This is a genomic window from Hymenobacter volaticus (assembly GCF_022921055.1).
In the GTDB taxonomy this organism is placed as follows: Bacteria; Bacteroidota; Bacteroidia; order Cytophagales; family Hymenobacteraceae; genus Hymenobacter; species Hymenobacter volaticus.
On record NZ_CP095061.1, the window covers coordinates 2,173,303 to 2,187,690 of the forward strand.

At 53.1% G+C, this 14,388-nt stretch carries 8 protein-coding genes, 3 tRNA genes and 1 pseudogene; 7 read left to right on the forward strand and 5 right to left on the reverse strand.

What is annotated here, in order from left to right:
• Positions 1-7: 7 nt before the first annotated feature.
• From gltB to MUN86_RS09340, 4 genes and pseudogenes are all read right to left on the reverse strand, one after another.
• Positions 8-4,532, reverse strand: a pseudogene (gene gltB, locus MUN86_RS09325) (glutamate synthase large subunit).
• A gap of 271 nt (positions 4,533-4,803) precedes the next feature.
• On the reverse strand, positions 4,804-5,988 hold the full coding sequence (locus MUN86_RS09330; protein ID WP_280640619.1) for an acetyl-CoA C-acyltransferase: 1,185 nt from the start codon (positions 5,986-5,988) through the stop codon (positions 4,804-4,806).
• A gap of 150 nt (positions 5,989-6,138) precedes the next feature.
• Positions 6,139-7,134 (reverse strand): hypothetical protein, encoded by a 996-nt coding sequence (locus tag MUN86_RS09335; protein ID WP_245124524.1) that lies wholly within the window; start codon positions 7,132-7,134, stop codon positions 6,139-6,141.
• Positions 7,131-8,102, reverse strand: coding sequence for a vWA domain-containing protein (locus MUN86_RS09340; protein WP_245124526.1), 972 nt, complete (start codon positions 8,100-8,102; stop codon positions 7,131-7,133). Before MUN86_RS09340 ends, MUN86_RS09335 begins: the two co-directional genes overlap by 4 nt.
• A gap of 200 nt (positions 8,103-8,302) precedes the next feature.
• Between MUN86_RS09340 and MUN86_RS09345 the strand changes: the two genes are divergently transcribed.
• The 5 genes from MUN86_RS09345 (at position 8,303) to MUN86_RS09365 (ending at position 10,822) form a co-directional block, all read left to right on the forward strand.
• A tRNA-Ser gene (locus tag MUN86_RS09345) sits at positions 8,303-8,390 on the forward strand.
• 79 nt (positions 8,391-8,469) lie between these two features.
• Positions 8,470-8,543: transfer RNA gene (locus MUN86_RS09350), tRNA-Pro, on the forward strand.
• A 40-nt stretch (positions 8,544-8,583) separates the two neighbouring features.
• Positions 8,584-8,657, forward strand: a tRNA-Arg gene (locus MUN86_RS09355).
• Between the two features lie 246 nt (positions 8,658-8,903).
• Positions 8,904-9,569: a DUF4468 domain-containing protein gene (locus MUN86_RS09360; protein WP_245124529.1), complete on the forward strand. Its 666-nt coding sequence runs from the start codon at positions 8,904-8,906 to the stop codon at positions 9,567-9,569.
• Positions 9,570-10,003: 434 nt separating this feature from the next.
• The gene (locus MUN86_RS09365; protein WP_245124532.1) at positions 10,004-10,822 is read left to right on the forward strand and encodes a DUF1206 domain-containing protein; all 819 of its coding nucleotides are present in this window, start codon (positions 10,004-10,006) and stop codon (positions 10,820-10,822) included.
• 262 nt (positions 10,823-11,084) lie between these two features.
• Here the strand turns inward: MUN86_RS09365 and MUN86_RS09370 are convergent, their stop codons facing one another.
• Positions 11,085-11,405 (reverse strand): DUF551 domain-containing protein, encoded by a 321-nt coding sequence (locus MUN86_RS09370; RefSeq protein WP_245124536.1) that lies wholly within the window; start codon positions 11,403-11,405, stop codon positions 11,085-11,087.
• Between the two features lie 489 nt (positions 11,406-11,894).
• Here MUN86_RS09370 and gyrB point away from each other — a divergent pair, with 489 nt between their 5' ends.
• Together gyrB and MUN86_RS09380 are read left to right on the forward strand one after the other, a co-directional pair.
• The gene (gene gyrB, locus MUN86_RS09375) at positions 11,895-13,871 is read left to right on the forward strand and encodes a DNA topoisomerase (ATP-hydrolyzing) subunit B (RefSeq protein ID WP_245124539.1); all 1,977 of its coding nucleotides are present in this window, start codon (positions 11,895-11,897) and stop codon (positions 13,869-13,871) included.
• A 194-nt stretch (positions 13,872-14,065) separates the two neighbouring features.
• Positions 14,066-14,335, forward strand: a complete 270-nt coding sequence (locus tag MUN86_RS09380; protein WP_311181817.1) for a Rid family hydrolase — start codon at positions 14,066-14,068, stop codon at positions 14,333-14,335.
• The last annotated feature ends 53 nt before the right edge of the window (positions 14,336-14,388 follow it).

Below are 14,388 nucleotides of genomic sequence, written 5' to 3' on the forward strand. Positions count from 1 at the left end.
GCGGAAACTACTGCACCGCCACCTTCTGCGCCGCTTGCAGCACGCGCTTGTATTCGATGGGGAACACCTTAACGAATTTGCTGGCTTCGGTCGCCCAGTTGTCGAGTAGGAAGGAGGCCCGGCGGCTCTGCGTTAGGTGCACGTGGCGCTGTAGCAAAGCCTGAATAGCCTTCTCATCCTCTGCCTCCAAGCCTTCTAGGTCCACCATTTCCTGGTTGCAATTCACCGGGAACGTGCCGTGCGGGTCGTACACCCACGCAATACCCCCGCTCATACCCGCCGCAAAGTTGCGGCCCGTTTCGCCCAGAATCAGGGCGCGGCCCCGGTCATGTATTCGCAGCCGTGGTCACCGATGCCTTCCACGACGGCCGTAGCACCGGAGTTCCGTACCGCGAAACGTTCCCCGGCTTGTCCGCGCACAAATAGTTCGCCGGAAGTAGCTCCGTACAGGGCCACATTGCCGATGATGATGTTCTGATCGGGTTCAAAGCGGCTGTCAGCAGCAGGGAAAATGGCTAAGCGCGCTCCGGAAAGGCCTTTGCCAACATAGTCGTTGGCTTCGCCTTCCAAGCTGAACGACAAGCCATTGGCGCAGAACGCACCGAAGCTTTGACCAGCCGAACCGCGGAAACTAAAGTTGAGCGTATCGTTGGGTAGACCCGGTGCCCCGTAGCGTTTACATACTTCGTTCGAGAGCAATGCCCCAATCGTGCGGTCTGTGTTCTGAACATCGAAGCTGCCGAAAACCGGTGTGGCTTCTTCGAGAGCGGGTTGCGCAACTTCCAACAGTTTCCAGTCCAGCACGTTGGTGAGGCCGTGGTCTTGACCTTCGCTGTTGTAAGCGGTGGTATCGGCTGGTGAAGGAGCAGGGTGCAGCATGCCGCTCAAGTCGACATGCTTGGCTTTCCAATGCAGCAAATCTTCGCGCACCTTCAGGAATTGCGCCTTGCCAATCATTTCATTTACCGTCCGGAAGCCAAGCTGCGCCATGATTTCGCGCAGATCTTCGGCCAGGAACTGGAATAGGGCCACAATGTGCTCGGGCTGCCCACTGAACAGTTTGCGCAGTTCCGCATCTTGGGTAGCTACGCCCACCGGGCAGGTATTGAGGTGGCACTTGCGCATCATGATGCAGCCGCCTGCTACCAGCGCTGCCGTGGCTACGCCCCATTCTTCGGCACCAAGCAAAGCCGCAACGGCCAAGTCCTTACCGGTTTTCAGCTGCCCATCGGTCTGGAGCACCACACGGCTACGTAGGCCGTTGCGCACTAATGTCTGGTGGGCCTCGGCCAACCCTAGCTCCCACGGCAAACCAGCGTGCTTGATCGAACTAAGCGGCGAAGCTCCGGTACCGCCGTCGTAGCCGGCTATCAGAATCACGTCGGCATGGGCTTTGGCTACGCCGGCCGCAATGGTGCCAACGCCGGCCTTGCTCACCAATTTCACGTTGATGCGGGCGGCGCGGTTGGCGTTCTTTAAATCGAAAATCAGCTGCGCCAAATCCTCAATCGAGTAGATGTCGTGGTGGGGTGGGGGAGAAATCAGGCCCACACCAGGCGTGGCGTGGCGTACGCGCGCAATCCACTCGTCTACCTTATGGCCGGGCAACTGGCCGCCTTCACCAGGCTTAGCACCCTGCGCCATCTTGATTTGCAGTTCGTCGGCGTTGGTGAGGTAGTTGGCCGTTACGCCGAAGCGGGCCGAAGCTACCTGCTTAATAGCCGAGCGCATCGAGTCGCCGTTGGCCATCTTCTCGTAGCGCAGCGGGTCTTCGCCGCCTTCGCCCGTGTTGCTTTTGCCGCCGATGCGGTTCATGGCAATGGCCAGCGTGCTGTGCGCCTCGTGCGAAATCGAGCCGAATGACATGGCCCCGGTGGCGAAGCGCTTCATGATGCCCGAAGCGGGTTCCACTTCTTCCAGCGGCACTGGCTCGCGGTGGCGGGCAAAGCCGAGCAAACCCCGCAGCGTAAACAGCTTGTCAGCCTGCTCGTTCACGATGCTGGCGTATTGCTGATAAGTGGTGTAGCTGTTGGTGCGCGTGGCTAATTGCAGCAAGTGTACCGTCTGTGGGTTGAATAGGTGCGCTTCGCCGCGGCGCTTCCACTGATAAAGGCCGCCTTCGGGAGCAGCGGCACATCCGCTTTTTCGTCGCCAAAGCCTTTAAAGTGCTTGTACAGCGATTCGCGCGCAATTTCATCGAGCCCTAAGCCGCCAATGCGGGTCACGGCGCCGGTGAAATACCGGTTCACTACGCTTTGGTTGATGCCGAGAATCTCGAACACCTGCGCCCCGTGGTACGACTGCAACGTGGAAATGCCCATCTTCGAGAAGATCTTGAGCAACCCGTCGCACACCGCCTTCAGATAGTTCTTGGTCAGCGTGTAGTAGTCCAGGGAGGTTTCCAACTTGCCCGCTTCGAGCATGGTGCGCAAGCTAGCTAAGGCCAGATACGGGTTGATGGCCGTGGCACCGAAAGCCAACAACGTGGCGAAATGGTGTACTTCCCACACGTCGCCTGCTTCTGATACCAGTCCTACTTCGCCGCGTAATCCTTTCTTTACCAGATGGTGGTGCACCGCCGAAACGGCCAGCAATGACGGAATAGGTGCGTGCTCCGAGTCAATAGCCCTATCCGATAAAATCAGTACCTCGAACTTGTCGTGTACCGCATCCTCGGCGTAGCGGCAGAGCCGCTCCAGGCCGTTTTGCAAAGAGCCCGGCTGCCCGTCGGCCTTGAAATACGTTTGTAGCGTTTTTGCATGAAAGTGCCCAGTGTCAATGCTACGCAGCTTTTCCAACTCGTGGTTGGTAAGGACCGGCTGGCGCAAGGCCACGCAATGACAGTGCATTTTGTTTTCGTCGAAGGTGTTGCCGTTGTTGCCAATGAACGTGGCCAAGCTCATCACCAGCCGTTCCCGAATCGGGTCGATAGGCGGGTTGGTTACCTGCGCGAAGAATTGCTTGAAGTAACTGGCAATGTGCTGTGGCTGATCGGAAAGCACGGCCAGCGGCACGTCGGTACCCATCGAGCCGACGGGCTCTTTGCCATCGAGCGCCATGGGCTTCAAGATGGTTTCCAGGTCTTCGCGGGTGTAGCCGAACACCTGCTGGTACTTGAATACCGAGTCGGCGGCCAAGTCCGTGAACACCTGCCGGGGCTCAGGCAACTCTTCTAGCCGGATTTTGTAGTTCTCCAACCATTGGCCGTACGGCTGCCGGCCTGCTAAGTCGGCTTTAATTTCCTCGTCGGTGATGATTTGGCCGGCTACCGTATCCACCAAAAACATTTTGCCGGGCTGCAAGCGGCCCTTCTGCAACACTGTTTTCTCGGGAATCGATAGTACGCCAGCTTCCGAAGCCATAATCACACGGCCATCGTCGGTGATAACGTAACGCAAGGGGCGCAGGCCGTTGCGGTCCAGCATGGCCCCAATGATGCGGCCATCGGTGAAGGTGAGAGCCGCCGGGCCGTCCCAGGGCGACATAAATGTGGCGTGGAACTCGTAGAAAGCCTTCTTCAGCGGATCCATCTGCTCGTTGCCATCCCAGGCTTCGGGCACCAGCATCATCATGACGTGGGGCAAGGAGCGGCCCGAGTGCACCAGCACCTCAATGATGTTGTCGAGGCAAGCCGAATCCGACTGGCCGTCGTCGATAACAGGCAGCAACATTTCCATTTCCTCGGCCGTGAAGTACGGCGAAGCGTAAGAGCGCAAGCCCGAGTAAAACCAGTTTAGGTTGCCGGTAAGCGTGTTGATTTCGCCGTTGTGCGCCAGCATCCGGAACGGTTGCGCCAGTTTCCACGACGGAAACGTATTCGTGGAGAAGCGCGAATGCACCATACCAAACGCCGATTTCACCCGCTCGTCCGACAAATCGGGGAAGTAGCCGCGCACCTGCAACGAGGTCAGTTGGCCCTTGTACACGATAACGCGGCTGGAAAGCGAAGCAAAGTAAAAGTCGCCGGCGTCGTCCTTGAGCGTTTCCTTGGCGGTTTTGGCAATGAGACGACGCAAGACAAACAACTTGCGCTCGAAATCCTCGCCTATTGCCATTCCAGCCGGCTTGGCCACAAATACCTGCTCCATGTCGGGCTCGGCGGCCAACGCGGTAGTACCAATGCCCGCTGGATTTACGGGCACCTTGCGGTAGCCGAGCACGCGCAAGCCTAGCCGCTCGGCCGCCTTATTGATCAGGCCGTGACAAGAGGCTTTGGCGGCAATACGTTTGGGCAAGAACACCATGCCTACCCCATAGTAGCCAGGTTCGGGCAAGTGAATATCCAGCGCCAAGCATTCTTCCATGAAGAACTCGTGCGGAATTTGGAGCAAGATGCCGGCCCCATCACCAGAGTCGGCGTCGCAGCCGCAGGCGCCGCGGTGCTCCATGTTTTCCAGAATGGTGAGCGCATCAGGAATAGTTTGATGCGAGCGGCGGCCATGAATACTGGTAACAAAGCCAGTGCCGCAGGAATCGTGCTCGAACTCGGGGCGGTAAAGGCCCATAGATTGGCCAGGAGCGGAAGTTTCCATAACGGTGTAGAGGATGTGAAGCAGCGGGAACTATGGCTGGCAGAAGGTCGATGAACTAAAGATCATCGAACTCAATCTGCAGAACTCATGGCGCACACTGCCCTGACTGAATCTACAATAACAACAAGAAAGCTCCGACCCAAAAAAAGGCCGGAGCTTCTGATGTTATTTCTAAAACTGTTATTGACGCTCCAAAAACGCAGAAAATGCGACGTATCAATGCATTTTCTGTAATCCGGCGGCCTCTATGATATTATTTCTAAAATCTATCCTAGAGCTTTTCTACTACGATACTGCTTGCGCCACCGCCGCCATTGCATATTCCAGCAACGCCAATCTTGCCACCTTCATTGTGCAGTACGTTCACTAATGTGGTTATGATGCGGGCCCCAGAAGCTCCCAGCGGGTGCCCCAGCGAAACGGCGCCGCCATACACGTTCACTTTGGTGCCTTCCAAGCTCAACAACTTATTGTTGGCTAACGATACCACCGAAAATGCCTCATTGATTTCATAGAAATCAACGTCTTTGGCTTCAAGACCCGCGTGTTTCAGCGCTTTCGGAATAGCCAGGGCAGGCGAAGTCGTAAACCATTCAGGAGCCTGTTCGGCATCGGCGAAGCCTCTGATGCGGGCTAGCGGCGTGACGCCTAATTCCTCGGCTTTCTCCCGACTCATGAGCAGTACGGCGGCGGCGCCATCGTTGAGGGTAGAAGCGTTGGCGGCTGTCACGGTGCCACCTTCTTTTAGAAAGGCGGGTTTCAAACCGGGAACTTTAGCGAAGTCCACTTTCAGATACTCCTCGTCGTCTTCAATAACCGTGATTTTGCCACGGCTCTCGACGCTTACCGGTACTATCTCATTTTTCTTCTTGCCGTCTTTGGCCGCCTTCGCGCTGCGGGTATAGGATTCGATGGCGAATTCATCTTGCTGCTCACGCGTGAACCCCATCTCTTTGGCGGTGTTTTCGGCCGCGTTGCCCATGGCATAGTTGTGGTAGGGGTCCCACAGACCGTCGCGCACAAGGCCATCAATCATCTGGCCGTGGCCGTATTTTGCCCCGAAACGAGCTTTATCGAGGTAATAGGGCACGTTGCTCATGCTTTCCATGCCGCCCGCCAGCACCACTTCCGACTGGCCTAGCATGATGGCTTGCGCCCCGAACATAATGGCCTTCGTGCCCGAAGCACACACTTTATTTACGGTAGTACACTCCACAGTGTCGGGCAAACCAGCCTTGCGGGCAGCCTGCCGGGCTGGCGCCTGGCCCAGGTTGGCGGAAATAACGTTGCCCATAATCACCTGGTCTACCTCGCTCGGGTCGACGCCCGCTTTTTCCAGCGCGCCTTTCAAGGCAATTGCGCCAAGTTCAGTCGCCGACAATGAGGCAAGGCTGCCACCAAACGAGCCAATCGGCGTACGAACCGCGGCTACTATGACTACTTCTTTGATTTGCATAAAAAGGGGGTGGGAATTGATTGAAACGAGGAGTAAAGGTAAGCGCTTCACTTGGTGAAATAGTGCGTTTGTCGTTCTAGTAGCGCAGCTACTATTATATGGACGCATAGAACGGCAAGCGCACTATTTCCATCTTACTTAATGGTTGCATCACCACGTTGGTTTGCCTGATTCGGGCTTGCGTGTGCTTTTGCGTGGCAGTTGCTGCAAATACTGCTGCTCCGCTGCTTCTAAGGCTTGCAATAGCTGGCGTGCCTGGCCGCTGCTGATGTTCATTTGCTGTAACCGGGCCCGTTGGGTCTGCAGCTGCGCTTCGTCTAGTGTTGCTGTTTCCGTGCCAGCGCGGTTGCTGACACCGGAATTAGCTTCCGGACCGGTTTCACTGTCGCTTAACCCAAGGGTAGAACCAGGTTTAGAGCCCTGTGCTACATTACGCTCCGCTCCCTCGCCTGGTTTAAAGCTGCCATTGGCCGAAGTGCCCGGTGCTCCCGACGGACGGTTTAGGTCCAACTGTCCGCCTTGGTTGGGGCGTGATTGAGGAGCGTTACGCGGCTCGTTGGGTTGATTAGGGTCGTTAAGTTCACCTTGTTGGTCTTGGCCGGGACGGGGTGGGGGCTGGTTGGCTGGGTCCTGTTGGGTGTCTCGCTTATTTTCGGTGGTGGGAGGAGCGCCAGCGGTGGCTGGAGGTGGAATACTGGGGTCGTCACGCCGGCGTTGTAAATAGTCACTGATCAACTCGTAGTTGTAGCGCGCTACTGCATTAGTTGGATTAGCCAACAGTGACTCTCGTAGCAAGCGCAAGGCCTGTGCATACTCGCCTTTATCGGCCGCCAAAACGCCTAACTGCTGCCGGGCTACACTCCGTACTTGCGGTTGACGGCTAGTAAGCAACCGGCCGTACGCAACTCGTGCGGCAGCTAACTGGCCAGCTCGGGTGCTGGCATGACCCCAGTTCAAAACCACGGCTTCATTTGTAGCTCCTAGCTTTTCTACAGCCTCTCTGTAAATGGTGGCTGCCGCCAGATAGTTGCCGCCTCGATAAGCAGCTTGCGCTTTTTGCACAGCCTCATTGCGGTCATGAATGGCACTAAAGCCACCCCAGCCACCGAGTAACGCTAAAAAAGAAAGTAGAATACCGGTTTTCATGGTCTGATTACCCGTACCGTTAATAAAATATCAAGGGCTAGCAACGCTAACGCCAAGGCTAACGGGTAGCGGTAGCGATTGTCGGCAACTGCTACTGAGCGTACCTGTTCGGTTTGCCCTTCAAGTCGGTTTAGCGCATTCACCAACAAAGGAAACTCGTCACGCCGTTCCGATAACTCGAAATACCGCCCACCTGTTTGTTCGGCTAGCCGTTGGAGTGGTGCTGGCGTCAGGCGGGTCACGGCATCGCGGCCTCGCGCATCACGCAAGTAGCCTCCTTTCGGGCGCGGAAGCCGGCTGCCTTCCAGCGTCCCAACGCCCAAAGTGAAAAGCCGGACTCCCGACCGAGCAAGAACACGTAGCGTAGGCTCTAGATTTTCGCCAAAGTCCTCGCCATCACTTACCAGCACAATGGCGGTCGCACGCGGGGTAGCAGTGGGAGGGAGCGTACTTAGGCGGTCCAACACCAATTCCAGTGGGGGGGTAAAATCGGTGGCACCAGTAGGCAGTAAGCTAGTTTGAAGCGTGCTAAGGAATAGCTGCAAAGCACTTTGGTCGTACGTGAGCGGGCATTGTACATACGCATCTGCTCCAAACACTACAAGTCCAATTCGATCAGCCTGAAAGCGGCTGATGAGAGTAGCTAGTTCCGCTTTTACTTTTTGCAAGCGTGTAGGCGCTACATCCGGCGCATCCATAGAGCGCGACAAGTCAACAAGCAACCATACATCCTTGCCTGTGGTTCGGACCGGGCGCTGTGTGACGCCGTAAGCAGGGCCTAGCAGAGCCATAGCGAACAGGCCGAAATATGCTAAGCGCAGGACTACTTTCCAGCCCAGCCGCCACCCTCGCTGCCCCAATGGAGCCGCCAGCCGCTGCGTTCGTAGCGCAAAGCCGACATAAAACACAAAAAAAATTCCTAGCGCCAACAACTCCGGCCACGCTATGGGATAAGCCCAGTTTAGCACGTAATCAGAAAAGGCAACAAAATGAGAATCATAAAGAAACGTGTTTCAACCCTTATGCAAGGCGACAAAGATAAGACCTTGTAATTGGGCGGCGTTCTGTCCTAAACGCATGTGCAAGCAAGAAATTTTTACTGAAAAGCGGTTGTTTATCTATTTGCCTTGTATATTTGCGCACTCTTCAGCCGGAAGGGGATAGAAATAGAGAGATGGGTGAGTGGCTTAAACCAGTAGTTTGCTAAACTGCCGTAGCTCTAAAGGTTACCGGGGGTTCGAATCCCCCTCTCTCTACTTTTCGATTGTTGAATTACAAATGTTGAAGGTTACATGACCATCATCGAACCTTCAACATTTGTAATTCACTTTTTTTCGGGGTGTAGCGTAGCCCGGTATCGCGCCTGCTTTGGGAGCAGGAGGCCGCAAGTTCGAATCTTGCCACCCCGACAGAAATACCCCAGCCGCTGGGCCGGAGCCCATGGCTTCTGACCCCGTAGCTCAGTTGGATAGAGCAGCTGCCTTCTAAGCAGCCGGTCATTGGTTCGAATCCAATCGGGGCCACTTTCAAGATTAACCACTTAGCAGAAACGCTAAGTGGTTTTTTTATGTCCATTGAGCATGGTTTTAAAATCTAAAAGCATCAGATTTTAAGAGATAATAGAATGAACGTTTTCGCCTTATGCTTAGCTAGTTAAGAGAAGAAATTTTTAAATAATATAGTAGATTAATCATCTAAACGTGTTCTATTTTGTGAGATAACGTTAAGGAATAGGTTTTTTCCTTGGTGTTTTTGTAGATTTGGCCACTATGAAAACAATCTTGCTTTCGCTCTGTGTGTTGAGTAGCGTTGTCGCTCAAGCACAAACCCAAGCCAGAAAGGCTCCCAATACAGTAGACAGCGCCGGCCATAAAGTTAAGTACGAAGGTGAAGTGCAAGTGCCTGGCATTACGCGGGTGGAATTGCAGAACCGTGCGAAAAACTGGTTTGCTGCTCACTTCATCGACGCATCGAACCCGCTTATGCTCACCGACACGGAAAACGGCTCGCTTGTAGGCAAAGGATCTACTCGCGTAAAGTGGGCAGGCGGTGAAAAGAACCGAAGCCATCGAGTATGGTTTATTTTCACGCTGGAGGCAAACGATGGGCGGTACCATTACCAGTTGAAGGATCTGCAAAACCAGACGGATACTACTACCACCTTGGCTGCAACTCTAATGGCAGCAGTAGACAGCCCGAGAGCGCAACTTCCGCAGCCTAGCCTGCCAGTTGCCGCTCCAACTCGTAAGGCTGTGATAACGGTTAATAAAACTGCTTTCAGTAGCAAGGCAGTAGCTAGCCGCAAGAAGCAGCCAGTGCCTGTTGCTCCTGTCGACCCATTGCAACAATACAAGGGAGCTGTACAGGAACAAATGGCGGAAATAGTAAAATCACTAAACACTGCTCTAGCAACATCCACTGCGCAGGATTGGTAATCACCTGTATGTGCTACAAGTAGTTTAGTTGGTATGCATGGACAGCATTTACACCATGCTATCTTAAGGTGTGGTATGCTTCTGCAACAGGTGCATTCTGCATCAATTAAAAACGTGCCGACGATGAACGAAGCTCAGGTTCCGTTTATCGTCGGCACGTCTGTGCTATTAGAGCCAACTGCAGTCAAGTGCTAATATAGCTTGCTGCGTACCTTAAATATATCTTCAGATGCTACTAGATAGAAGCTAATAAACTCTCAAACTCTCAAACTATTTATATAGGGATTGCCTTATTCTTATGGTGGAGCTTATTTCTGAGCTGCGCTTTTCTAATTCGCGTATTAAGCTTGGTTTTAAGAGGCTATACCGATCATTTTGCCTCTTAGCAGCCATTAGATATTGGTATTACTAGCCATATCGAATCTTTTTTAGATATGACTACTGAGACAAAGCTGCCTCATCCAGTAAAAAAAACCGTGCAGGTGATGGCCCGCTGGAGCTATGTTGTAAAGGGCTTTTTATTTTGTGGCGTAGCGGTTTTCGCAGTGCGCATGGCGTTGGGTTTAAGCCGCAAAGAACCCAATCAACGCCAAGTACTAGAAACTTTGTTTTCTCAGCCCTTAGGTCAATTTACTCTGCTATTAATAGCCTTGGCTTTATCGGCTCATACATTATGGCGGATAGTGGAAACTATCGAAGACCCCTATCAGAAAGGTAAGAGCCCAGGTGGGTTATTGCATCGGTTCACTTATTTACTGAGCGGTATCTCTTATGGAAGCGTGGCTGTCACGACATTTAAGCTTGTATTCGGTGTCCAATCAGGGGGTGAAAATTCCAAGCAGCTTTGGGTGGCTCAACTCCTGCATCGTGAAGGAGGAGAGTGGTTGGTAGTGACAGCAGGTGCTATTATGCTTACGTGGGCGCTTGTACAACTGAAAAAGGCTATAACCCAAGGATTATATAAAAGCTTGAAAATTGATGAACTAGCTTATTTCTGGCGAGGATTGATTCGTTTGATCGGAGCTATAGGGTTCATCACACAGTCTACCATACTTGCGGGAATGGGCTATTACCTGCTCCGGGCTGCCTGGATGAAAAACCCCCGTTACGTAAAAAGCATCGACGACTTGCTGGAGTTAGTCGGACGCTTGCCTAACGGCACTACGTGGTTGTTGCTACTAGCAGGAGGAATCTTCTTGTTTGGCTTGTTCATGTTTGTCATGGCCCGGTACTTCCCGCTCAAATTAGCTTAGCCACGCACGCATTAGTACACTGATGTCGTTCTGAGTGAGAAAGATACAGTATTGAGCGTTCTTGTAAATAAGTTGCGTACTCTATATAAGTTAGAGAACGGGATAAGCTCAACTTGAAAGCCTTCAATTGATGCACTAGTAGAATTCCTCCTCCGCCGTAGCGAGCGGTAGTGCCAACAAAGTCAAATAACCTTATCTCAGTAATTTATGCAATGCAAAGGTGTTGCGCTCAGGGGCTTTGTATGGTAGCCAAGCATGCGCTTTAGGATTTATCTGCTGGTGGTTCAGGCAGTGGCATCCAATGGGTTACACCCTTTATATACCGGTTAACACCATTGCGGTCAGGAGCCACAAACATGTGTTTAGCCCCAGCTGTGGTAGGAATCTTAAAAGCAGCTACTGTTATCTGTTGCCAAGCGGCTGGCACATACACCAATACTTGTTGCCCGGGCTGAGGAAGCTTATCTGCTCGTAAGTTCCAAGATAAAGCAGGTGCACTCATATATTGACGATTGGATACCTGGTTGATCAGGCCGTTTCTTATAATCAACTTGATAGAACAAGCCGCCAGAGCTTTTTGCAAGGGTTGCATAATGGCTGAGCTATTCGACGGACACTGTACGCAGGTTTGGCAAGTGCGTTTATCACTTACTGGTTTTGTTATATTCTATGCTCTTATATAGTGCCCCGGTAATTGCTGCAGTGCAGCTGACAGTAATCAGTTCGTGAGCGACTTCAACAAGTAGATCCGAAGTGCCAATGATACTGACAGTCACTCATACCGCGCAGCGTCTTTTCTGACTGAGTAGCCGAGGCACGGATGGCTACTGAAACAGGTATTTCGGATGGTGTTAAATGCTGGAAGTTGGTAATGCTGTAGCTTACAAAACTGAACACTATCAACCAGTTAAAAAGCCATTCTTAAAGCCGTAAAACCAGCCTTTTTTTACGAGTATTTTTTAGTGGATTTTTTGCTGTAGATATATAGCATAATTGTGGCAAACGCTGGTAAAAACGCAATAAAATCGGTACTTTTGTAGGATAGCACAACCGCTAAACTTACGCCCGAAACATGAGCGAAACGAAAGAGAAAAGAGCCGACGATCAGTACTCTGCCGATAGCATTCAGGTACTGGAAGGGTTGGAGGCCGTGCGCAAGCGTCCCTCCATGTATATCGGCGACACTGGTATCAAAGGCCTGCACCACTTGGTGTGGGAAGTAGTTGATAACTCCATCGACGAAGCCCTTGCCGGCCACTGTGACCAGATCGAAGTAACAATCAACGAAAACAACTCCGTTACCGTCCGTGACAACGGGCGGGGTATCCCTGTCGACTTTCACCAAAAGGAAGGCCGCTCCGCTTTGGAAGTGGTACTCACCGTGCTGCACGCAGGTGGCAAATTTGACAAGGACTCTTACAAAGTATCCGGCGGTCTGCACGGTGTGGGCGTGAGCTGCGTAAACGCACTCAGCCAGGACCTGAAAGTAACTGTGCGCCGCAATGGCCACATCTATCAGCAGGAATACAAAATTGGCGTCCCACAGTACGCCGTGAAGGAAATCGGTGATACGGAAGAGCACGGCACGCAAGTGGAGTTCTTGCCCGACGATTCCATCTTCACCGAAACCGTCTATAAATATGAAACTGTAGCCAATCGTTTGCGCGAACTGGCCTACCTCAACAAAGGCATTCGCATTACGCTCACCGACCGTCGAGAGAAGAATGATGATGGCTCTTTCATAGGGGAGGTGTTCTACTCGCAAGGTGGCCTGAGCGAGTTCGTGCAGTACCTCGACGCAGGCCGCATGGTGCTTATGCCCAACCCGATTCACGTTATCAGTGAGAAGGGAGGCACGCCCGTGGAAGTAGCGTTGCAGTACAACGACTCGTACCAGGAGCACATCTTCAGCTACGTCAACAACATCAACACCATCGAGGGGGGCACGCACGTAGCGGGCTTCCGCTCGGCCCTCACCCGTACCCTGAAGGCGTATGCCGATAAGTCGGGGATGCTGGAGAAGGCCAAGGTGGAGATTCAGGGGGATGACTTCCGTGAAGGTCTCACGGCGGTTATTTCCGTGAAAGTGCAGGAGCCGCAGTTTGAAGGCCAGACCAAAACCAAGCTCGGCAACTCTGATGTGAGCGGCGCGGTGAATACCGTAGTCGGCGAAATTCTCAACCAATATTTGGAAGAGAATCCCAAGGAGGCTCGCATCATCATCGAGAAGGTGATTTTGGCGGCCCGGGCGCGTATTGCCGCCCGCAAAGCGCGCGAGATGGTGCAGCGCAAAACGGTGCTTGGTTCCAACTCCTTGCCCGGCAAGCTTGCCGACTGCTCGGAATCGGATCCTGAAATCTGCGAGCTGTACTTGGTGGAAGGTGACTCGGCCGGTGGTACTGCCAAGCAGGGCCGCAACCGGGCGTTTCAGGCTATTCTGCCCTTGCGTGGTAAGATCCTGAATGTGGAGAAGGCGCAAGAGCACCGCATCTACGAGAACGAAGAAATCCGGAACATGATTACGGCCCTCGGCGTGAGCTTCGAGAAGAAGACCGACGAGGACGACGGCAGTTCTAGCCGCTCGCTCAACTTGGACAAGCTTCGCTACCACAAGATCATCATCATGACCGACGCCGACATCGACGGCTCGCACATCCGGACCCTGATCTTGACCTTCTTCTTCCGTTACATGCGGGAGCTAGTCGATAAGGGGTACATCTTTATTGCCTTACCACCGCTTTACCTCGTGAAGCGCGGTAAGGAAGAACGCTACTGCTGGACCGAAGAGGAGCGCATGGCTGCTCAAGATGAAATGGGCCGCGGCAAACCAGAAACGGTAAACGTGCAGCGTTATAAGGGTCTTGGCGAGATGAACGCTGAGCAGCTCTGGACCACTACCATGCAGCCCAATACTCGCTCTCTGAAGCGGGTGGATGTGGAATCGGCCGCTGAAGCCGACCACTTGTTTGCCATGCTGATGGGCGACGAGGTACCGCCCCGCCGTGACTTCATCGAGAAAAACGCCAAATACGCTAAGCTCGATGTGTAATTGGAAATAAGAAAAGGCCCGCTGCAAAGTGGGCCTTTTTTGTTGGTTGCTGTTTGATACCTTGAAAGAAGCACAGTTCGGCGTAGCTCGATGTGTAGCAACGTTTAGTGCTTTGCAAGCACAATACGTACAGTGAGAAGATGATTTAGATCATGCGTCAAAACATTAGTTCTGGAGCTCCCTGGGAGCCAATAGTGGGATATTCACGAGCCGTCCGGGTGGGGAATGTAGTGGAAGTGGCTGGCACCACAGCACAAGACGGTGATGTAATAACTGGCGACGACGCCTACACCCAAACCAAACGGATCTTAGAGAAACTTGCAGCGGCGCTGGGTGAAGCCGGCGCGGCGCTAACGGATGTCGTGCGGACTCGGATTTACGTAACTGATATTTCGGAGTGGGAAAGTGTTGGGCGAGCCCATGGGGAAATATTCGGGATATTCGGCCAGCTTCGAGCATGGTAGAAGTTCGGGCCCTGATTGACCCCGACTGCTAGTAGAAATTGAGGCAACGGCCA

Bases quoted from the DNA above. Each gene is read 5' to 3' on its own strand.
- MUN86_RS09330 (WP_280640619.1), bottom strand. From the start codon at position 5,988: ATGCAAATCAAAGAAGTAGTCATAGTAGCCGCGGTTCGTACGCCGATT.
- MUN86_RS09335 (WP_245124524.1), bottom strand. From the start codon at position 7,134: ATGAAAACCGGTATTCTACTTTCTTTTTTAGCGTTACTCGGTGGCTGG.
- MUN86_RS09360 (WP_245124529.1), top strand. From the start codon at position 8,904: ATGAAAACAATCTTGCTTTCGCTCTGTGTGTTGAGTAGCGTTGTCGCT.
- MUN86_RS09365 (WP_245124532.1), top strand. From the start codon at position 10,004: ATGACTACTGAGACAAAGCTGCCTCATCCAGTAAAAAAAACCGTGCAG.
- gyrB (WP_245124539.1), top strand. From the start codon at position 11,895: ATGAGCGAAACGAAAGAGAAAAGAGCCGACGATCAGTACTCTGCCGAT.